Consider the following 21624-nt stretch of genomic DNA (forward strand, 5'->3'; position numbering starts at 1 on the left):
CAGGCCTCTGTGAATATCCCGTAAACAGGGAGCCACAGAGGCCTGAATTTCAAGGCTGATGGCGGTTGATTATGCCACGCCGTCCTGTCGGTCGAGCACGCCGGCCAGGGCCTGCTCGAAGCCGGAGGCGCGGGAGGCGTCGGCGGTGGGGTCCTGCTGGCGGACGTCGATGACGTGCCCGGTCAGCTCGGACAGCAGCACGTCCAGGGAGGTGCGGGCCACGGTCTCCGAGGAGAGCAGGCTGCCCGCCGGCTCCTGGCCGAAGGCCTTGGTGCGCATGGGGGTCGCGGTGCGCTCCGGGTTGACGCAGTTGACGCGGACGCCGTCGGCGGCCCACTCGTCGGACAGGGCCTGGGTGAGGTTCACCATGGCGGCCTTGGTCGAGGAGTAGAGGCTGTACTCGGCGCGGCCGCGGGTGTAGCTGCTGGAGGTGTAGAGCAGCAGCTGGCCCTTGGTCTCGGAGAGGTACTTGTAGGCGGAACGGGCGATCTGGACCGGGGCCAGGTAGTTGACCTTGAGCGCTTCCTCGATGGTCGCGTTGTCGGTCTCGGCGAGCTTGCCGATGCGCAGGACGCCCGCGGTGTTGACGACGTAGTCGATGCGGCCGGTCTCGGCGTAGGCCTTGGACAGCGCGTCGTCGACCTCCTCCGGGTTCTCCACGTGGGTGTTGGTGGTGGAGCGGCCCAGGGCGTAGACGTGGGCGCCGTAGGAGCGGGCGAGTTCGGCGATGTCCTTGCCGATGCCGTACGAGCCGCCGAAGACGACGAGGGTCCGGCCCGTGAGCAGTTGGCGGTAGGCCTCCTCGCTCATCTGCTCGGGCGCGGCGGTGGAGCCGAGCTGGAACAGCTTGTCGGCGATGAAGACGTCGACGGGCTGCGTCACCTTCATGTTGTACTCGTCGCCCGCCACGACGTGGATCGGCACGTCCGGCAGGTAGCGCAGGACGACGGTGCAGTCGTCGGTGGCCTGGAAGTTGGGGTCGCCCGCCGCGACCTCGTAGGCCCGCCGGATGGTGGAGAGCTTGAAGGCCTGCGGGGTCTGGCCGCGGCGCAGCCGGGAGCGGTCCGGGATCTCGGTGATGAACTCCCCGTCCTCGCCGTGGGTGCGGGTGACGATGATGGTGTCGGCGGACGGGATGGCCACGTCGACGGCCTGGTAGCGGTCCAGCGCGGCGACGCAGTCGTCGATGACGCGCTGCGAGAGCAGGGGGCGTACGGCGTCGTGGAAGAGGACGTTGAGGTCCTCGCCCTCGGCCAGGCCCTCACCGAGGGCGGCGATGGCCCGCTCGGTGGTCTCGTTGCGGGTGGAGCCGCCCTCGATGACGCGGGAGACCTTCGTGAACCCGGCCTTGGCGACGATCTTCTCGACGTCCGGCACGTAGCCCGGCGCCATCAGCACGATGACGTCGTCGACGGAGTCGGCGTGCTCGAAGGTGGTCAGGGTGTGCTCGATGACGGCCTTGCCGGCGATCTTCAGCAGCTGCTTCGGGATCGACAGACCCACCCGCTGGCCGGTGCCACCGGCCAGGATCACTGCGGTGGTACGGGGCTTGGCTATGCGCTGGGACACGGGTGACCTACCTTGGGGCGACAGGGAACGGGGAAATGCTCCCACTTTCGGTAACCGCGGTGCAAGGTGAGCGCCGTTCAGTGCATATGTGCGCGCCACCCGCCATTCACCTTGCGGTGCGGATGAAGCCGGTGCGGATGAACCATACGGTGCGGGTGATTGGGCCGGTGCGGATGGGCCTTCCTGACACCGTCTCATTAAATCCTGTGAGTAACCGCACAGACGGTAACGGATTGCCGAGAGTGACGGGATTGCGGCTCACCGGCGTCGCCGCTGTTTCAGGCGGCGACGACCGGGGGCTTTCGCGAGTTCCCCCGAGGACGTCCGGCGCACCGGCCGCGCGGAATGCCGGCCCGGTGCCCCGGCCGCCGCCGCGAGCGCCCCGTGCGGCGCCCGCGCCGCCACCTCCGGTGCGCTGACGGGCCTGCCCGGCAGCGGCTCGGGGGCTCCGTCCGTCACCGCCCCGGCGGGCTCCGGCCCGTCGGCCGGCGGGCCGGCATCGCCCGGTGCGCACGCCCGCCGCCCGGCCCGATGGGAGATCTTCACGTCCCGGGCCGTGGGGCGCACGTGTTCTTCCCGTGCATGACCGCGCCGTTGCGGACCGGCTTCGAATAGAACTCGTCGGGAAGGCCGGGCCGCGGAATTCCTTATGGAGATTCCGCGGTATCCCGGTCCCGGCGAGAGTGAGGGAGCGATTCGCCGTGTCGGGTGCGGCCCGCGGAAGCCGTCCGGGCCGTCCGGGCAGTCGCTCGAAGGCGCGCGTCGGACCGTTCCGGTCCCGGTCGTCCACCACGAGGGCGGTGCCCGGTCGGCCCCCGCCGCGCCGCGGGGACGGCCCGGCGGATCCTCGTCGCCCGCGCACGGTGCGTCTCCACGGTCCGAGGACGACAGGAGACGTTCCCGAGGCGACGCAGAGAGGAACCCCGGGCCCCCGATGATCCCCGGGCGCCGTGACGGCGAAGGAAGCCGTGCCGGCGGAGAAAGCCGTGAACGTGGAGAAAGCCGTGAGCGCGGAGGAAGCCGTGCCGGCGGAGAAAGCCGTGCCCACGGAAGGAACCCTGACGGCGGAGGGCGCGGGAGGAAAGAGACCCGCCGCGGCGTGTGCCGCGGCGGGTCTTCGTGGAGCCGGTGGCTCAGAAGGGTTCGAAGCCCTCGAACTCCTGGGTCGCCTCGTCGCGTTCGGCCTGGCGGTCGCGGCGGCGCTGGGTGGCCGGGCGCGGGGCCTCGAAGCGGTGGTCCTCGCCGCGGCGGCCGAGCATCTCGGCGCCGGCCGTCATGGTCGGCTCCCAGTCGAAGACGACCGCGTTGTCCTCGGGGCCGATGGCGACGCCGTCGCCGGAGCGGGCGCCCGCCTTCATCAGCTCGTCCTCGACGCCGAGCCGGTTGAGGCGGTCGGCGAGGTAGCCGACGGCCTCGTCGTTGCTGAAGTCGGTCTGGCGCACCCAGCGTTCGGGCTTCTCGCCGCGGACGCGGAACACCAGCTCCCCGTCGACCTCCTCGCGCGTGACGGTGAAACCGGCGTCGTCCACGGCCTTGGGCCGGATGACGATCCGGGTGGCCTCCTCCTTCGGCTTCGCGGCGCGCGCCTTGGCGACGATGTCGGCCAGTGCGAACGACAGCTCCTTGAGCCCCAGGTGCGCCACCGCCGACACCTCGAAGACGCGGTACCCGCGCGCCTCCAGGTCCGGCCGCACCATCTCCGCGAGGTCCTTGCCGTCCGGCACGTCGATCTTGTTCAGGACGACGACGCGCGGGCGGTTGCCGAGCCCGCCGTACTGGCGCAGCTCCTCCTCGATGATGTCGAGGTCGGAGACCGGGTCGCGCTCGGACTCCAGGGTCGCCGTGTCCAGGACGTGCACGAGCACGCTGCACCGCTCGACGTGGCGCAGGAACTCCAGGCCGAGGCCCTTGCCCTGGCTGGCGCCCGGGATGAGGCCGGGGACGTCGGCGATGGTGTAGACGGTGGACCCCGCGGTGACGACACCGAGGTTCGGCACGAGGGTGGTGAACGGGTAGTCGGCGATCTTCGGCTTGGCGGCGCTCAGCACCGAGATCAGGGACGACTTGCCGGCGCTCGGGTAGCCGACCAGCGCCACGTCGGCGACGGTCTTCAGCTCCAGCACGATGTCGTGCAGGTCGCCGGGCTCGCCGAGCAGCGCGAAGCCGGGCGCCTTGCGGCGGGCCGAGGCCAGTGCCGCGTTGCCGAGGCCGCCGCGGCCGCCCTGGGCGGCGACGAAGGAGGTGCCGTGGCCGACGAGGTCGGCGAGGACGTTGCCCGCCCTGTCCAGGACGACGGTGCCGTCCGGCACGGGCAGGACCAGGTCCTGGCCGTCCTTGCCGGAGCGGTTGCCGCCCTCGCCGGGCTTGCCGTTGGTGGCCTTGCGGTGCGGGGAGTGGTGGTACTCGAGCAGGGTGGTCACCGACTGGTCCACGGTGAGGATGACGTCCCCGCCGCGGCCGCCGTTGCCGCCGTCCGGGCCGCCGAGCGGCTTGAACTTCTCACGGTGGACGGAGGCACAGCCGTGACCTCCGTTACCCGCGGCGACGTGCAGCTCGACGCGGTCCACGAAGGTGGTCATGGTGGGTGCCTCCAGTGATGTACGTGATGTACGGGTGTTACCTGTGCCAACAAGCGAAAGGCGGACCCGCCTTCCCCGAAGGGAAGTGAGGTCCGCCTCGCGAAGCGTTCCCGGAAAGCCTGAGGTCAGGCGACCGGAACGATGTTCACGACCTTGCGGCCGCGGAACGTGCCGAACTCCACCGCACCGGGCTGGAGCGCGAACAGCGTGTCGTCGCCGCCGCGGCCGACGCCGGAGCCCGGGTGGAAGTGGGTGCCGCGCTGGCGGACCAGGATCTCACCCGCGTTGACGACCTGACCGCCGAAGCGCTTCACGCCGAGCCGCTGGGCATTGGAGTCGCGACCGTTCCGGGTGGACGATGCGCCCTTCTTGTGTGCCATGTCTCCTCAGTCCCTTACTTCGCAGCCGCGGGGATCTCAGTGACCTTGATCGCCGTGTACTGCTGGCGGTGGCCCTGACGACGGCGGTAACCGGTCTTGTTCTTGTAGCGAAGGATGTCGATCTTGACGCCCTTGTGGTGGTCCACGACCTCGGCCTGGACCTTGATGCCGGCCAGCACCCACGGGTCGCTGGTCACGGTGTCGCCGTCGACCACGAGCAGGGTCGAGAGCTCGACCGTGTCGCCAACCTTGGCAGTGGAAATCTTGTCAACCTCAACGATGTCGCCGACAGCAACCTTGTGCTGGCGACCACCGCTGCGCACGATGGCGTACACGCGGGTCTCTCTTTCGCTCGGAGAACGGCACCCCCGCAGGCCAGCCGCCCGGGCGGGAAACACGGGCGACCTCTCCCGGCCACCGGAGACCGGCGTCCGGAAGGAAGAGGTTTACGGGGATGTGGCGTGCCACTCGACACGCCGATGGTCAAGGCTACGGGGCCCGGCTTGAGGGGTCAAACCGGGCCCCGTGGCGCTCCCCGTCAGGGCAGCCGGAGAGCCACCTGTCGCTCGCGCAGGTTGATGCCCTCGATCAGCACCTCCAGCTCGTCGCCGGCCTGGAGGGTCCGCTCCCGTTCCGCGCCGCGCAGCCCGGCGACGGGCAGCAGCCCCTCGGCGTTGGGCCCCACGCGGACGAACGCGCCGATGGGAGTCACGCGTGTGACGGCCCCTCGCACGAGCGCGCCCAGGCGGGTGCGCGCGAGCTCCACCAGCGGATCGGGCTCCAGGTCCTTGCGGGACAGGGAGACCTCCGCTCGTTCGGCGTCGACGGAGAGGACGACGACGGTGATCTCGTCCCCCTCCTCAATGACCTGGGACGGGTGGTCGAAGCGGTCCCAGGTCAGGTTGACGACCGTGATCAGACCCCGGTGACCGCCGAAGCGCACGTACACACCGAAGTCGGTGACGGCCTCGACCGTCCCCCTGTGCACGTCACCGGGCCTCAGCACGCCCAGGTCGCCGTCGTCGGCCCCGGTCATCCCTCTCCTCCCGTCACCACGTGTAGCCCTGGTAGTAGTTCACCCAGCGCACGTCCTCGATGTAGGTATTGAACCGTTCGATCTCCTTCTGCGGGATGAGCCACTGCCATTCACCGGGTTTGTTGTCGTGCGTCCGCCGGTACTTCTCGGGCGGGAACGCCTCGGTCCAGCCCTTCCTCATGGTGAAGACGTGGTAGCCGTCCTCGTGCGTGCCCTGGTCGGCGTATTTCTGCGCCACCTTGGAGCTCTCGCCGACGTAGGCCGTGCCCTCGCCGCCTTCGGGGGTGTCCGGGTGGTTGGCGGGGTCGGGACCCTTCGCCTCGGACGCCTTGTTGCCCTTGGCGGGAGCACGGAACAGCTCCTCGGGCTCGACGAAGTCGTCGGCGTCGCCGCAGTTGTGGACGAGCAGCGGGGTCGCGCCCGCGTGGACGTAGAACGTGTGGATGTCCGCGACCGTGAGGTCGTGGGTCTGCTGCATCCTGTGCCAGGCACGGACCGAGACGAGTTCGACGGTGTCGCCCGTCGGCGTCGTCAGCCGCAGGCCGGGACGGAGGTCGCCGGCCTTCACCCACTTCTTCTGCGACTCCACCCAGAAGGGGTGGGTCGTGGTCGACACCAGCTTCTCGGCCTTGCCGCCCTCCGCACGCACGGTGAGGTCGACGAAGTGCTTGTCGTCCTGCGTGACGATCGTGCCGACGACTTCACGGACCGCGGTCTCATGGGTGTCCGGGTCGGTGGCGACCACCTTGTCACCGAGCTTCACCTTCTGGATCGGCTTGGTGACGCCTCCGGCCATGAGCACCTTGGTTCCCGGCAGGAAGCTGTGCGAGACCTTGCAGGACTTGCCCTTCTTCAGGGCCGCGGCCGCCTTCTTCCTGGCGTCGGCCAGCTTGTCCGCCGCCTTGGCGAGCGCCCCCCGTGCCTTGCCGACGGCCTTGTTCGCGTTCCACAGGCTCTTGGCCCCGCCGATGAGGTCACCGACGAGACCGGTGACGCGTTTGGCGAGCTTGATGCCCTTGGCCCAGTTCCACGGGGCGCCGTACTTGGCGAGGATCTTGCCTGCGAGGCCGCCCGCGAAGCTGCCGGCGATGTTGAGCAGGGTCTCGCCGCAGGCTCCGACGTCACCGCTGGAGATGCAGTCCAGAGCCGCGTCGACACCGAGGATGTCGCGCGCGATCTTGACCAGGGCCTTGCCCGCCGACTTGATGCGCTGCTTGGCGGCGGCCTGCTGCCCTTCGGCCTGGGAGACGTTCCTGGAGGCCTGGTCGACGTCCGACTGGGCCTTCTCGGTCTCCGTCTTCGGGAAGTACGGCACGCCACCGCGGCACTCGATCAGGCCTTCCCGGCACTCCGGGATGATCATGCCGCTGGGGTCGGCGTGCGTGACCGGGGAGTTGTTGGCGTACGCGTAGCCGTTGATCTGCTGCGGCTGGGTGTAGTCGATGATCGGGTCGACCGAGATGAACTTGCCGATCACCGCGTCGTACTCGCGCGCCCCCAGGTGGGTCAGGCCGGTGGAGGCGTCGAGGGTGCCGCCGACATAGCCCTTCTCCCCCGGCCAGACGCCGGTCTTCGCGCCGCGCTCGACACCGAAGGGGTCGAAACGGCGCCGGCTGATCGCACCGGTGGCCGCGTCGACGGCCACCTCGCCCGTGCCGTGGTGGTCGGAGGCGAGGAACGCCGTCTTTCCGGCGGTCCGCACGGCGATCGTCTGACCGGCGTAGTCGTAGTAACGCGTCGCCTCCGTCTTGGTGCCGTCGGCCGAGAGCTTCAGTTCGGTTCCGGGCAGGTAGACGGTCGTGCCGGTGGGGTCCTTGCGGACGAGCCGGTTGCCCGAGCCGTCGTACAGGTACGTCGTCTTCGCGCCGCTGGCCTCGGTGACCTCGCTGAGCTTGCCCTGGTCGTCCCAGAGCAGCGACTGGGCGTTGCCCCCGATGACGCGCTTGGTGGTGTTGCCGGAGTCGTCGTACTCGTACGTCGACTGCCGATCGCCGGTCGGCGTCTTCTCGGTGATCTTCGTGATCTGGTGCGGGCCGTCACCCGCGGCTCCCGCGCCGCCGTACTCGTAGGTGCGGGTCGTGTTCTTCGCCGCGTCGAGGCCGGTGTCGTGGTTGACCTCGGAGACCCGGTTGCCGATGGCGTCGGTCTCGTACGACTTCCAGTACGGGGCGGGACCGCCCAGCGTGCCGGAACCGGCGGCGGAGTCGCAGGCCGACGGGCCGGTGCCGTCCACCGGCGTGGTGGAGCCCCGGGTACCCGATCCGGCCGCGCTCGTCGCGGTGGCCGCCGGGGTCCAGGCGTCCTTGAGCCGCTGGCGGCCGTCGTAGGCGAAGCACTGCGTGTCCGGCGCGGCGGAGTCCGCCGTGTCGGCTATCGACAGGACGTTGCCCGCCTGGTCGTACGAGTACCGCGAATCCTTGACCGGTGCGGTCGCGCCGTAGACGTCGGTGACCGAGCGGGTGAGGCGGTCGGTGCCCTTCTCGTAGTTGTAGGTCTGCCAGACCTTCTTGCCGCTGCCCGTGGACAGTTCCAGCTGCTGCACGAGGCTCTTGCCGGAGTACACGGTGTTCGTGACGTACGACGTGGAGCCCGTCAGCGTCATGGGCCGCTGAAGGCCGTCGTACGTGTAGGTCAGCACTTCCGCCGGCAGATCGCCGACGGCGGGCAGGCCCGTGCTCTGGACGGTGCCGTCACGGTTGTACGTGCTGGTGAAGACGTGCGTGCCCGCGAGGGAGCCCTGCGAGGCGGGGATCTGGTAGGCGGTCTTCAGCGGACGGTAGAACTCGTCCATGGACTGGATCGCCGTGGCGAAGTACTCCGTGGGAGAGACGTAGTTCAGGACGGCGTAGGCCTGACCCAGCCAGCCCGCCTTGTCGAACCTCGTCTCCGTCAGCTTGGTGCCGGAGTTGGGATCGCCCTGCCACTTCGAAGTGACCCGGCCCAGTTTGTCGTAGACGATCGACGTCTTCTTCTCACGGGCGTCCCACGAGGCGATCGGCCTGTCGAGTTCGTCGAACTCGGTGCGTGAGGTGCCGGCGTCGGGGTCGATCGACCGGGTCTTGCGGCCGAGAGCGTCGTATTCGTAACGCCACACGTTGCCCTTGGCGTCCGTGACCGTGTCGATCTTGCCGAGGGCGATGTAGGTGTACTTCGTCGAGTCGTACGGCACCCCCACGCCCGGTGACGCGCCCTGGTAGTGGCGGATCTCCGACACGTTGCCCTGGCCGTCGGTGACCGTGGTCGTCGGGACGCCACCCGCCGGCGGGTCGACGTGGGTCAGTTCGCCGTCGTAGGTCGTCTTCGTGCGCCACTGCTCCGCGCCCGACACGGCGAAGATCTGGGCCGTCGCACGGCCGAGACCGTCGTACTCCAGAAGGCTCTGGGCACCGACCTGACCGTTGCTGACCAGGAGCAGTTCGTCGGACGCCGCTCCGGCGGCGTTGTACGTCTCGTTGCTCTTCTTGAGCTTGCCCGTGCCGTCGTACCACGTGTCCGCGACCATGCGGGTGCCGTCGGGGCCCTCGGTCTGCATCTGCCGGGCTCGGAGCATGCTGTCGTAGAGCTGGTACTCGGCCCCGTAGGAACCGTCGTTCTCGATCTTCTCGGTCTTGATCGAGGTGACCTTGTCCTTGCGGACGTTGTACGAGTACTTGATGCTCGGCGTCTGCGTGGTCGCACGGTCCGGGAGCCAGACCGAGGTCAGGCGGCCCAGTGCGTCGTAGGCGAGCTCCGTGCGCTTGCCGTTCGGGTCCGTCTGGCCCTTCGACATGCCCCAGGCGGGTGCGTAGTCGGTGATGGTGGCGTGGCCGAGCGCGTTGGTGACGGTGGTCTTGGCCAGCAGGCCGTTGGTCTCGGAGTAGACGGTCTTCGTCTCGTCCGTCGTCCCGATCTGCTTGGCGTCCTTCTGGGACAGCGGGCGGCCGAAGGCGTCGTAGGTGGTGACGCCGGTGACCTGGTACGTCGCCGTGGTGCCGTTGTGCGAGGTCATGCGCTCGGTCTTGGTGGCGTCACCCTTGGTGGGCGCCGCGCCGAACGCGAGGTTGTCGTACGAGGTGCGTTCGTCGGCCAGGACCTGGGACTTGCGGTCGGGGGTGGTCGCGCACTTCACGGAGACGGACTCGCTGCGCGCGGGCAGCGACAGGATGTTCTCCGCCGTGTTGTCCGCGTAGGTGGTGCGGGTGCAGGTGTCGTCCTTGGCGGTGGAGACGTCGCCCTGGTCGTCGACCGCCAGCACCCGGCCGGTGCCGTTGGACGTGTCGTACGTCGTGGTGGACTTCGTCTCCAGCCAGGTGCCGTCGGACTGGAGGTTGAAGCCGCGGCCGGTCTGGGAGCGCACGATCACCGCGCGGGTGGTGCCCCAGCTCTGCGCCTGAGTGGCCGTGTAGTGCTTCCACGGGGTCTGGATCGACTTGGAGATCAGCTTGGCGCCGTCGTAGGTGGCGACCTCCAGCTGGTGGCCGGTGAACTCCTCCTCGTCGGTGTACGACGCGCCCGTGGAGTCCTTCACGGTCACCGAACGGGCGTTGCCGGAGGCGTCCTTGTCGCCGTCCATGCCCTGCAGGAACGTGTAGTCGACGCGGGTCTTCTGCACGTCGGCGGTGCCGGAGGTGACCTTGACCTTGCCGTAGCCCTGCCAGCCGCCCCAGGTGAGGTACTTGGCGTCGGTGATGCCGTCCGGCTTCGCCTTCCGCCAGGCCGCGTCGCCCTGGTAGTCGTAGCGGGTGACCATGCCGTCGCTGCCGCCGGTGCGGTCGGTCTCGATGACCGCGGAGACGACGTACTTGTGGAACCAGTCGGTGATCGGGTCGACGTAACCCGGCGGGGCCCACTTCACGGGGTAGCAGCGCTTGGTGGACTCGCCCGGCGTGGGCAGCGTGGCCTTGGTGCAGTCGGCCGGCGCGTAGTTCACGTCGAGCTGGGCGCCGGTCTCGCTGAGGACCATGGAGAGCCGGAAGCGGTGGAACGGCGCGATGTTGTCGCCGATCGCGTCGACGCGGTTGGCGAGCTGCTCGCCGAACAGGTCCACCGACGGCAGCTTGATCGCCGTACCGGCGCGGCCCTCGTGCTCGATCTTCGACAGCCACAGCGTCTTGGAGTCGTCGCCGTTGTCGGTGAACAGGTGCGTCAGCGTCCAGGCGTCCACGTCCTGGTAGGTCGTGGCGTCCTTGCGCATCTGGGTGACGACCGAGGCCAGCCGCTTGGTGGTGAAGAAGGTCTGGACCGGCGAGGTGCACTTCGTGCTCGCCTTGCACTCCTGGTCGACGGGCACGTCGGGCCAGTGGGCCGCGTTCGCCTTGGTCCGCTTGCTCTCCGCGCAGTCGAAGTCGGCGGTGGGCAGGCAGCGTTCGGCGGTGTTGAAGACGATCCGGGCCGGGGCCTTGGCCGCGTAGACCTGGCCGTCGCGCTGGCCGTAGTCGATGCGCTTGAGGTAGCCGCCGCGGTGGTACGCGGTGCCGTTGACGTCCGTCTTGCCGTTGAGCGCGTAGTAGTTGGTCTCGCGGTCGTAGAAGTAGGACATCACGTTGCCGTGGGTGTCCTTGACGTAGTCCAGGCTCCAGCGCCAGGCCTGCTGGCAGTGGGCGCTGGTGAAGGTGGCGTTGTAGCAGGGCTCGCCGGAGTCGTCGCCGAAGACCGGCACGGTCCAGGTGGAGTTGGTCTCCTCGTTGCCCGTGGCCCAGCCCGGCAGGCGGTTCTGGCCGAAGTAGTACTCGGTGCCGTCCGAGGTGGTGATGCGCCAGTACTCGCCGTCGTTGTCGCCGTTGGTGGCGCCGGTCAGCTTCTCGACCTTGCTGCCGTCGTCGGACGACATGTGCCACTTGCCGGTGGTGTCGTCCTTGACCAGCTCGCCGGCGGAGCCGTTGAGCATGACCGTGGCGTTCTCGAACGCCCAGCACTGCTCGGCGGAGTTGTCGTGGCCGTCGTCGGCGCACGGCTTGTAGCGGCGCTCGATGTAGCCGGGGTCGTAGGAGAAGCCCTCGCCGATCCAGGAGCCCTGGTTGTTGGTGGCCGAGGTGCGGCCGTCCGCCGACTGCGACGAGTAGCCGAGGCCGACGGTGGGCGTCAGGCCGCCCGGCGTCGGGACCGAACGGAAGGGGTAGTTCCAGCTGAAGGCGCCGGAGGAGGTGGAGACGCTCCAGCTCGACGACGGCGCGAGGGCCGTGGCCTTGTAGGTGCCCTGGGCGCTGGACGGGCCGGCCGCGACGGCCACGAGGGAGGTCGCGGTACCGGCCATCGTGGACACGCCCTCGGCCGGAGCCGGAGCCGCGGTCACGTCGGCGGAGACGGTGCCCGACTTGATGTCGTTGACCGTGGGGAGCACCTTGGGCTGCTCCGGGCACTCCTTGCTGCCGGGCACGGCGACCGCGGCGCAGGAGGGGAGCTGCACGAGCTGGAGGCGGGAGGCGTAGGAGCCGCCGAAGCCCTCGGCGAACTCCGAGTAGTCGACGGTCAGGCGGACCTTGGCGGCCTCCTCCTCGCCGTCGGCGCGCTCGACGCCCAGGAGGACACCCGCGCCGAGCTGCCCGGCCCGCTTCGGGTCGAGGACGTCGACGCGGACCTTGCCGGCGGCCTGCGCCGCCTTGGCCTTCGCCTTCGCCGTGCCGACCTTGACCGGCAGGCCGCCGGCCTCGGTCGCGGCGGCCGCGCCGACGGCCATCTCGGCGCCGCCCTGCTTCGGCCACACCGCCTTGTCGAGGCCCTTGACCGCGGCCTTGCGCGCCGGGTCGGAGGGACGCTTCTTCGCTTTGGCGTCGGATCCCTCGGCGGGATCGCCGTCGTCCTGGACGCCGGGGCGGCTGGTGCGGCCCCGGTCGCCGTCGTCGAGCGCCGCTGCCTGGACCGACGACGCGGACAGCGCGAGGGAGAGTCCCATCACTGTCGCGACCAGCGTCCGTCTGGGCATGCGGCGGCTCAGTGAGCGGCCACGGAAGAACATCTGCCAACTTCCTGATCGTAGGAAAAGGAGGGGGAACGGGAGGAGGGAAAAAGGTGTGCCGGACAGGTGTGCCGGGCCTCGGGGGGCCCGGCACACCTCAGCGGTGACGAGCCGTCACATGTCGGTCACGGCCGTCAGCGCGGCCATCTGCTGCACCGCGACCGGGTCGGCCGCGCCGCTGTAGACCCGCACCTCGTCGATCGCGCCGGCGAAGTACTCGCTCGCCCCGCGCAGCGAACGGCCCACCTGGAGACCGCCGGTGGCGGACCACAGCGTGTTGTCCGTGCCGTGGGCACCGGCGACGAGCTGGCCCTCGACGTACAGGCGGATCGCGTTGGCGAAGGCGTCGTAGACGACCGCCAGGTGCTGGCCGGAGCCGCCGGTGTCGGGGAGTTCCTGGTCGTCGGTGAAGGTGACGACCGAGGGGGCGGCCACGTCCGTCTTCGCCACGGCCAGCTCCCACTGGCCGGTCGCCGCCTGGTAGCGGACCTGGACGCGGTTGGCGTTGGCGCCCGGCAGGGACAGCACCGTCTGCGACTTCTCCGGGTCCAGCGAGGTGAGCTGGGCACGGGCGGTCACGGTGAAGCTGCTGTTGCCGGTGACCGGGGCGGTGGCGGTGGACGCGTAGTCGCCGTCGCCGTCCAGGACGAGGTTGCCGTCGCCGACGAGGGCGGCGGTGTCGAACAGCGGGTCGGCCGGGCGGTAGACGGAGGCGTTGCCCGCGAGGGTCAGCGCCTGGCCGCCGCCGGTCTCGGCCACCGAGCCGTTGACGGCCTGGTCCAGCTGCCAGTAGCCCTTGCGCACCGGCATGATCGTCATCAGCTCGGCGACCTGGGCCGCCGGCAGGACGCGGTCGAAGACGCGGATCTCGGCGAGGTCACCGGTGAAGTGGTCGCGGTAGCCGCTCTTGGCCGTCGAGCGGCCGATCTGCAGCGGGCCGTACGACTTCCAGGCGGAGCGCCGGCCGGCCGATGCCTTCAGGTCCTTGTTGACGTAGAGCTGGAGCTGCGGGCCGCCGCTCTTCTGCGCGTCGTACACGCCGGTGAGCAGGACCCACTGGTCCTTGACCACGGTGAGGCCGGTGGAGACGGCCTTCCACTCGCCGAGCGAGTCCACGTCGTTGACCGGGACGGAGAACTTCCAGGTCTTCGCGGTGGCGTCGTAGCCGAGGGTGAAGCCGGGCTCGCCGGTGCCGTCCTGGCTGACGACCGTCATGTCCCTGTCCAGGGCGGTGGGCCGCACCCAGGCGCTGACGCTGAAGCTCTTGGCGGTGTCCAGCACCGTCTCGCCGGCGTCGAGGTAGGACTCGGCGCCGCCGTCGAAGCGGGCCGCCTTGTCGACCTTGCCGCCGGGGCCGTCCGCGCCGAAGGCGACGGCGGTGCCGGCGGTCGCCGAGAACTCGCCGCTCTCGTCGTGCGCCTCGGTGTCACCGGCCTGGTCGGCGAGGTTCCACTGGGCGACGACCGGCTTGCCCTCGCTCACCAGGAAGTCGTACGGCGTGCTGCTGGCGTGCGCCGCCTTGTCGATGGCGACCACCTCCAGCACCTGGCGTCCGGAACGGGTCGGCATCCACTGGAGGGAGACCGCGCCGCCCGGCGAGGCCGGGGTGAGGGTGGTCATCGCCGCGCCGTTGAAGGAGTACTGGTACTTGACGACGTCGTTGTCCGGGATGGAGTCGTTCGGGTTCGGCGAGAAGGTGAAGGTGCCGTAGGTGCCCACGCCGTCGTGGTAGACGGTGTCGGACGGGTACTGCTTGGACAGCACGAGCGGCTTGCCGGGCCAGGTCTTGTCGTAGGTGAACTCGCAGCGCTGCGGGGTGTCGCCCTCCGAGCTCCACGGGCCGTAGCCGTCACCGTCGTAGGCGCGCGCGCTCCAGTAGACGGTGGTGTTCTGCGGGATCGTCGACTTGACGGTGTGCACGAACTTGGTGCTGGTCGTCGGGGAGAGCCAGTCCGGGGTGGTGTACGTGTAGGAGCCGGGGGTGGTCCCGCCCCACTCCACCTTGAACTGGACCTTCACCTTGTCGGTCTGGCCGTTGCCGTGGTCCGGGTCGCTGGCGATGGCCTGGAGCTTGGGCGGCACGTCGGTGGTGGGACGGCCCGTGCCCCACTTGCACACCCCGCCCGGGTCCGAGGACATGTCCGAGATCTTGATCTGCCGGGGCAGGTTGTTGTACTTGATCGACAGGTAGGCGTTGCCGCAGATCCGCTTCCACTCCGCGAAGCGGGACTCGTCGGCCGCGCGCAGGCCCAGCGTCATCGCGTTCCAGCCGCCCGCGGCGGCCGTCTTGACCTCGCTGGTCAGCTCGCCGGTCGCGCCGCTCTCGAAGTGCAGGTTGGCCTGGCTGGAGCAGGAGGTCGGGGAGATCGCCTTGTCGACGGTCTGGAGGTAGTCGTCCCAGTCGTCCGAGGTGTTGGACCAGCTGCTGGACGAGGTGAGGCTGTAGTTGGCGCCGCCGATCCGGTAGAGCTGGATGGGTTCGGCGGTCGGGGAGGCGCTGTAGATGTGCTCGACGCGGGCGGAGAAGGTCGCGCCCAGGATCTGCTTCCCCTTGTAGTAGGACAGCGGCATCGTGAACATGACGCGCCGGGTGCCGACCCCGTTGCAGGAGACCGGGTTGTAGTCGGTGGGGCACTTCCCGACGCCCGCGCTGCCCGAGTACTTCCAGTCCTGCTCACCGGGCATCCCGGACATGACGCCGGTCCAGGAGGTGCGCGAGGTGGTGCGCTGGATCGGGTCGATGACCACGGGGAAGACGGTGTCCGCGCCCTTGAGGAGCTTCTGGTCGGGGACCAGGCTCAGCTTGTCCTTGCCGACCTCGACGCCCAGCGGGGCCACGCGGCCGCCGCCGCCGGGGCCTTCGAGGGCGGGCTCGGGGGCGGCCTGCGGTCCGGGGGCGGCGGGGGGAGTCGCAGGAGCGGTGGAGGCTGCCGAAGCGGTCGCCTCCGCGCCCGCCGCCGCCGACTTCAGCGCCCTGGCGACCGCCTTGGGCCCCTGCTTCCTGGCAGCGGTCTCCTTGACGGCCGCCGAGTCCCACATGGCCGGCTTGCCGGCCTGGAAGACGGTGCCGCCGACGACGGCGTCCTTCGCGAGGACGGCGCCGTCGGCGTCCTCCGCGACCTTCAGGCCGTCGGTGGTCATGCCGAGGTCGAGCCGGGCCAGCCGGGCGTCGGCCGCGGCCTCGGGCGTCTTGACGACGATCAGGTGGCCGAAGCCGTCCGACTCCGCCCGCACGGTCAGGTCGACGCCGGGCAGCACCTCGGCGTAGGTGGCGGTGTCGCCGTCGACGCGGGGCGCGGGCAGCTTGCCGTACGGCCAGGTCAGGGCGAACTCGCGGCCGGCGCGGCGCATCGTGACGAAGGGCTCGCCCGCCTGTCCGGCGGAGAAGGCCAGGTCGACGGTGGCGGCCTTCGGGCCCCAGTCGCCGTCGGCGCGCCGGACGAGCGTCGGGTCGACGGGGACCCACTTGCCGCCCTGGACGGTGCGGACGGGCTCGGTGTACTCGCGGGCGGTGAAGGTGCCGTCGGGCTCGGCGAAGATCTCCCTGCGCTCGGTGCGCAGTCCGACGACCTCGGCCCGTTTGCCGCTGTCCTTCGCGGAGGCCATGGCCTGCTGCTCGGTGACCAGCGGCTGGTCGGCCGAGACGGGGGCGGGGCCCCGGTCCGGTCCGCCGGCGCCGGGGAGCACCGCGGCGCCGGCCACCACGGTGCCGGTGACGGCCGCCGCGACGGCGGCGCGCAGCACGAGGCCGCGCCGTATCGGTCTGGGTCTTGCTGCGGACACGCGTCCACTCTCCCGTCGGTTCATGTCTGTCTGGGAAGTCGGGGGGCCGCGGGCACGGGTCCGGCGCTCCGGGCCCGCTGTCCGCGGGCCGTCGCCGGAGCGTCGTCATGAGAGGGGGGTGCCGCCCTCGCCGTGCCCGGGGGCCCGCGCACCGGCCCGTTCACGCGGGAGGCCGTGCGCGCTGCTCGTCGGGGTGGGGTGGTGGCGCGGCGGCCGGCCGGTTCCGGACCGGCCGCCGCGCGGACGCCGTCAGCGGACGGTCGTCCCGAACGCCACGCCGGTCGCGGGCAGTCCGCCCTCGCCGGGCCTGATCGTCACCGTCGGCGCGCCGCCGGAGGCCACGTTCCACGGGAAGCCGTGGACCGCGCGGGCCTCGGCGGGTCCGTAGGGCATGCCGACGTAGAGCAGCGAGGGGGTGGCGGCCAGCGAGAGGCCGGCGAGCTGGCGCGGGGCGGGGACGCCCGGGATGCCGTAGCCGGGATCGATCCACTGGTCGGAGGCGCCGGGCGCGCCGACCAGGGGGACGATCTGGACGCCGCCCTTCTCCATGTGCTCCTCGGACGACTCCTCCCCCGGCACGCCGACGGCGAGGCGGGTGGTGGTGGCCGTGGAGGTGGCGTTGGGCGAGGTGTTGACGGCGGCGAGCCGCTTGCCGAAGAAGTCGCCGGCCTCGGACTCCTGGTCCACGTCGGCGGTGTTCTGGTCGATCCAGGCGGTCTGGGTGAACGTGCCGTTGGCCGCGAGCTTGAACACCTGGACGGCGCCCGCGTCCACGGTGGTCGACAGGTCCTCGCCCGGGACGCCGACCGCGAGCAGCGACTCGGTGGTGGACGTGGCGCCGGAGGCCCGGTACGGGACCATGGCGATCGCGTCGCCGAACTGGTCGCCGGCCTCCTCGGCGCCGCTGATCACGTCCTGGTCCTGGGCGAGCCCGCCGAGCGGCTTCGGGTAGCCGGAGGTGAGGGTGTGGTTGAAGTAGGCCACGCCGCCGGCGAACGCCGTGGTGCCGATCGCCTCGCCGGGGGTGCCGACCGCGAAGTGGGTGGGGGTCGCGGCGAGGGAGGAGCCGAAGCGGTCGTCCTGCTCCGCGACGCCGGCCACGGCACCGCCGGTCTCGGTGTCCTGGTGGGTGAGGGTGACCGTCTGCGCGGTGCCGCCGACGTAGTAGAAGCCGCCGGCGTCCTCGATCGTGCCGATGGACTCGCCCGGAGAACCGATCAGCAGGTACGGCTGGCCGGCCGAGGTCTTTCCGGCGGCGACCGCGTAACCGACCCAGTCCTCGGCCTCGGCACCGCCGCCGAGCGGCTTGTCGGTGCCCTGCACGAACTCCTTCACGGCCTTGCCGCCGGCGTTGAGTCCCGCCGTGGAGCCGTAGATCAGGTGCACCCATCCGGCGTCGGGAACGGTGCCGACGTCCTCGTAGGGGGCGCCGACCACCAGGTCGCTGCAGCCGTCGAGGTCGGCGTCGTAGACGGCCAGCGAGTAGCCGTAGCGGTCGCCCGTCTCGGGTCCGCCCGGAACGGCGTCCAGCGCCTGCGAGAGGGTCAGGCTGCCCTTTCCGCCGCCGTAGACGACGTGGATCTCGCCCGCCTGGCGCACGCCGTCGACGGTCGCCTCCGGGTCGGCGATCGCGGTGTCCCGGACGCCGTCCCCGTTGAAGTCGGACTCGACCCCCGAGGGGCACGCGACCGCGGCCGCGGCGGGCGTGCCTCCGGTGCCGAGCCCCCAGGCCAGCAGGGTCCCGGCCACCACTGCGGCAGCGCTGTGCCGCCATGTTCTGCCCACGGTTAACACAGCTCTGCCCCCGCAGATAAAGAGATCCTAAAGAAACGTCACCGGATCATCGCTGCGCGTGACGCGCATATGCAAGAGGCCAATTGTTCACCAGAACATGACAAGAATCACAGGAAGCGCACACCGGCTCCACGGCTTCCCGCAGGTCCGGGGCCCTCGGCCGACCGTCTCTGCGGGGGACGGGCCGCTCCCCGTATGCTCGCCCGGAAGTCAGACACCGGAAGGCATCGAAGTGAACTACAGGGTCCAGCCCAGCGCTCAGGTCGACGACACCGCCGAGATCGGCGCCGGCAGCAGCGTCTGGGACCTGGCACAGGTCCGCGAGGGCGCCCGCCTCGGCGAGGGCTGCGTCATCGGCCGCGGCGCCTACGTCGGCACGGGCGTGCGCATGGGCGACAACTGCAAGCTCCAGAACTACGCGCTGGTGTACGAACCGGCCGAGCTGGGCGACGGTGTCTTCATCGGCCCCGCCGTGGTCCTCACCAACGACCACAACCCCCGTTCCGTGGACCCCGAGGGCAAGCAGAAGCGCGGCGGCGATTGGGAGGCCGTCGGCGTGAAGATCGCCGACGGCGCCTCCATCGGCGCCCGGTCGGTGTGCGTCGCCCCCCTCGAGATCGGCCGCTGGGCCATGGTCGCGGCCGGTGCCGTCGTCACCAAGGACGTCCCCGACTTCGCCCTGGTCGTCGGCGTCCCCGCCCGCCGGATCGGCTGGGTCGGCCACGAGGGCGTCCGGCTGGTCCCGCGCGAGGACCGGGACGGCGTGTGGGAGTGCCCGAAGTCCGGCCGCCTGTACCGGGAAACGGCCGAGGGGACGCTCACCGAGTCGGAGTGAGCCGAGCAGCACCAGGAGGGAGGGGACCGAGCGGCCCGGGCCGCTCGGTCCTCCAGCCCGTGACGGCGCCCGGACCACGCGGCGGGGCGCCCCGGACACACAACGAGGACGACACATGTCTCAGACCGACGTCAAGGTCCCGGCACCGCAGGACGCGGCGGGCACCGGGAACGCGCCCGAGCCCGCGCCGCCCGCGCCCGCACGGGCCCCGCGGCTCTACGCGCTGGACGTGCTGCGCGTCGTGGCGGCACTCTCCGTGCTGCTCTTCCACTTCACCGGCGTGGACGCGGCGACCGAGGCCAACTGGGGCATCAACCCGAAGGCGCTGTTCCCGTCGATCTTCCCGTACACCTCCTACGGCTCGTACGGCGTCCAGCTGTTCTTCATCATCAGCGGCTTCGTCATCTGCCTGTCCGCCTGGGGCCGTACCCCGGGCCAGTTCGTCCAGGCCCGCTTCCTGCGTCTCTTCCCCGCCTACTGGTTCTCGGTCGTCCTCGCCGTCCTCGTCTGGCGCGGACTGCCCGACGGCGAACGCGAGGCGCCGAGCTTCAGCGAGTCGCTGACCAACCTCACCATGGTCCAGACGCCGCTCTCGGCCCGGCACCTGGTCGGCGCTTACTGGACGCTGTGGGTGGAACTCACCTTCTACCTCGTCTTCCTGCTGGTGATCTGGAAGGGGCTGGACTACGTCCGGGTCTCCGTCTTCTGCTGGCTGTGGCTGCTCGCGAGCGTCCTGGTGCAGAAGGACGAGATCCCGCTGGTCGGCATCTTCGCCCAGCCGCTGAACACCGCGCTGTTCGTCTCCGGCATCGCGATGTACCTGATGTACCGGTTCGGTCCCGACCTCAAGCTGTGGGGCCTGCTCGCCGCGGGCTGGCTGGTGATGCAGGGCGACCTCGTCCAGCACGCCGACCACGTGCGCGACGAGCAGGGCATGGACCGCTCGCCGTACGTCGCCCTCGCCCTGGTGACCGTCTTCTACCTGATCGTCCTCGCCGTCGCCCTGCACAAGTTCGACCGGCTCGAGGCGAAGTGGCTGACCACGGCCGGCGCCCTGGTGTACCCGCTCTACCTGCTCCACGAGGAGCTGGGCTGGGCCATGATCCGCAAGCTGTACGGGGGCGGCCACTTGGGGGCCTGGGCCACGCTGGCCGTCACCACGGCCGTGCTGATCGTGCTGGCGTGGCTCGTCCACCGGTTCGTGGAGAGGCCGTCCCAGCGGTGGCTGCGCAACCGCCTGGCCAAGGAGTCCGGCCGGCGGACCGAGCCGGTGCGCGGCTGACCGGGACACGGCAACGACGAGAGGGCCTGGCACCACCGGATGGTGGTGCCAGGCCCTCTCGTCGTTCGTTCCCGTCGTTCGTTCCCGTCGGGGACCGGCCGGGTCCGGCCGGCGGGTCAGCCGCCGATGACGACCCGCCGGACGCCCTTCCAGGCCTCCGGGTCGGTCGTACGGCGACCGTCGACGAGGACCGTGACGTCCGGCAGGTCGGCCGGGGTCAGGGAGCGGTACTCGGCGTGGTCGGCCTGCAGGATCGCGGCCGTGACCTTCTCGCCCGCGTGCGGGGCGAGACCGTGCGCCGCCAGCTCCTCGGCCGTGTACATCGGGTCCGAGACGAACGGGACGGCGCCGCGCGCCTTCAGCGCCTCGACGGTCGGGAACACGCCCGAGAACGCGGTCTCCTTGACGCCACCGCGGTAGGCGGCGCCCAGCACGAGCACGTTCACGCCGGTCAGGTCGCCGTAGGCGGCGGCCAGCAGGTCCACGGCGTACTCCGGCATCGCCGCGTTCGCCTCGCGCGCGGAACGCACGACGGTCGCCGCCGGGTCGTTCCACAGGTACATCCGCGGGTAGATCGGGATGCAGTGACCGCCGACGGCGATGCCGGGCTGGTGGATGTGGCTGTACGGCTGCGAGTTGCAGGCCTCGATGACCTTCTTGACGTCGATGCCGTTGCTGTCGGCGAAGCGCGCGAACTGGTTCGCCAGGCCGATGTTGACGTCCCGGTAGGTGGTCTCGGCGAGCTTCGCCAGCTCGGAGGCCTCCGCGGTGCCCAGGTCCCACACACCGTTGGCCTGCGGCAGGTCGGCACGCTCGTCGAAGTCGAGGACCTGCTCGTAGAACTCCACGCCGCGGGCCGTCGACACCTCGTCTATGCCGCCGACCAGCTTCGGGTAGCGGCGCAGGTCGGCGAAGACCCGGCCGGTCAGGACGCGCTCCGGGGAGAACACCAGGTGGAAGTCCTCGCCGGCGGTCAGGCCGGAGCCCTCGGCCAGCATCGGCGCCCAGCGGGTGCGCGTGGTGCCGACCGGCAGCGTGGTCTCGTACGAGACGAGCGTGCCCGGCTTCAGGCCCCGGGCGATCGCCTTGGTCGCGGAGTCCATCCAGCCGAAGTCCGGCACGCCCTCGGCGTCGACGAACAGCGGCACGACCACGACGACGGCCTCGCACTCGGCGACCGCGGACGCGGTGTCCGTCGTCGCGCTCAGCAGCCCGGCGTCGACGGCCTGCTTCAGCTTGACGTCGAGGTCGTGCTCACCCGGGAAGGGCTCGACACCGGCGTTGACCAGCTCGACGACCTTCTCGTTGACGTCCGCGCCGATGACCCGGTGGCCCTTGGACGCGAACTGCACGGCCAGCGGAAGGCCGATCTTGCCGAGTGCTACTACACAGATGTTCATGGACGGTGGCTACTTCCTTCTGGAACCCGTTC

11 protein-coding genes are annotated in these 21624 nt (G+C 70.5%); 2 read left to right on the top strand and 9 right to left on the bottom strand.

The window, feature by feature from the left end; all coding sequences use genetic code 11:
* Window positions 1–69: 69 nt before the first annotated feature.
* From ACF09K_RS05920 to ACF09K_RS05955, 8 genes are all read right to left on the bottom strand, one after another.
* Window positions 70–1569 carry an SDR family NAD(P)-dependent oxidoreductase gene (locus ACF09K_RS05920; protein ID WP_392241268.1) on the bottom strand — a complete coding sequence of 500 codons (1500 nt, stop codon included), beginning with the start codon at window positions 1567–1569 and terminating at the stop codon, window positions 70–72.
* A gap of 1133 nt (window positions 1570–2702) precedes the next feature.
* On the bottom strand, window positions 2703–4148 hold the full coding sequence (gene obgE, locus ACF09K_RS05925; protein ID WP_392241269.1) for a GTPase ObgE: 1446 nt from the start codon (window positions 4146–4148) through the stop codon (window positions 2703–2705).
* 125 nt (window positions 4149–4273) lie between these two features.
* On the bottom strand, window positions 4274–4528 hold the full coding sequence (gene rpmA / locus ACF09K_RS05930; protein ID WP_040253648.1) for a 50S ribosomal protein L27: 255 nt from the start codon (window positions 4526–4528) through the stop codon (window positions 4274–4276).
* Window positions 4529–4542: 14 nt separating this feature from the next.
* Window positions 4543–4863, bottom strand: coding sequence for a 50S ribosomal protein L21 (gene rplU, locus ACF09K_RS05935; protein ID WP_093503080.1), 321 nt, complete (start codon window positions 4861–4863; stop codon window positions 4543–4545).
* A gap of 203 nt (window positions 4864–5066) precedes the next feature.
* Window positions 5067–5564, bottom strand: coding sequence for a S1 RNA-binding domain-containing protein (locus ACF09K_RS05940; protein ID WP_392241270.1), 498 nt, complete (start codon window positions 5562–5564; stop codon window positions 5067–5069).
* 13 nt (window positions 5565–5577) lie between these two features.
* Window positions 5578–12465 carry a polymorphic toxin-type HINT domain-containing protein gene (locus tag ACF09K_RS05945; RefSeq protein ID WP_392241271.1) on the bottom strand — a complete coding sequence of 2296 codons (6888 nt, stop codon included), beginning with the start codon at window positions 12463–12465 and terminating at the stop codon, window positions 5578–5580.
* 147 nt (window positions 12466–12612) lie between these two features.
* Window positions 12613–16281, bottom strand: coding sequence for a LamG domain-containing protein (locus ACF09K_RS05950; protein WP_392241272.1), 3669 nt, complete (start codon window positions 16279–16281; stop codon window positions 12613–12615).
* Window positions 16282–16530: 249 nt separating this feature from the next.
* A complete protein-coding gene (locus ACF09K_RS05955) occupies window positions 16531–18066 on the bottom strand; it encodes an FG-GAP repeat domain-containing protein (RefSeq protein ID WP_392241273.1) in 1536 nt (511 codons plus the stop codon).
* Between the two features lie 241 nt (window positions 18067–18307).
* Between ACF09K_RS05955 and ACF09K_RS05960 the strand changes: the two genes are divergently transcribed.
* Together ACF09K_RS05960 and ACF09K_RS05965 are read left to right on the top strand one after the other, a co-directional pair.
* Complete coding sequence (locus ACF09K_RS05960; RefSeq protein WP_392241274.1) at window positions 18308–18910, top strand: acyltransferase; 603 nt, start codon at window positions 18308–18310, stop codon at window positions 18908–18910.
* 115 nt (window positions 18911–19025) lie between these two features.
* Window positions 19026–20192 carry an acyltransferase family protein gene (locus ACF09K_RS05965; protein ID WP_392241275.1) on the top strand — a complete coding sequence of 389 codons (1167 nt, stop codon included), beginning with the start codon at window positions 19026–19028 and terminating at the stop codon, window positions 20190–20192.
* Between the two features lie 116 nt (window positions 20193–20308).
* On the opposite strand, the gene ACF09K_RS05970 is transcribed toward ACF09K_RS05965, so the two are convergent.
* Window positions 20309–21592 (bottom strand): nucleotide sugar dehydrogenase, encoded by a 1284-nt coding sequence (locus ACF09K_RS05970; protein ID WP_392241276.1) that lies wholly within the window; start codon window positions 21590–21592, stop codon window positions 20309–20311.
* Between the last annotated feature and the right edge of the window lie 32 nt (window positions 21593–21624).

The sequence above is a fragment of the Streptomyces sp. NPDC014882 genome, assembly GCF_043081325.1.
Lineage (GTDB): Bacteria > Actinomycetota > Actinomycetes > Streptomycetales > Streptomycetaceae > Streptomyces.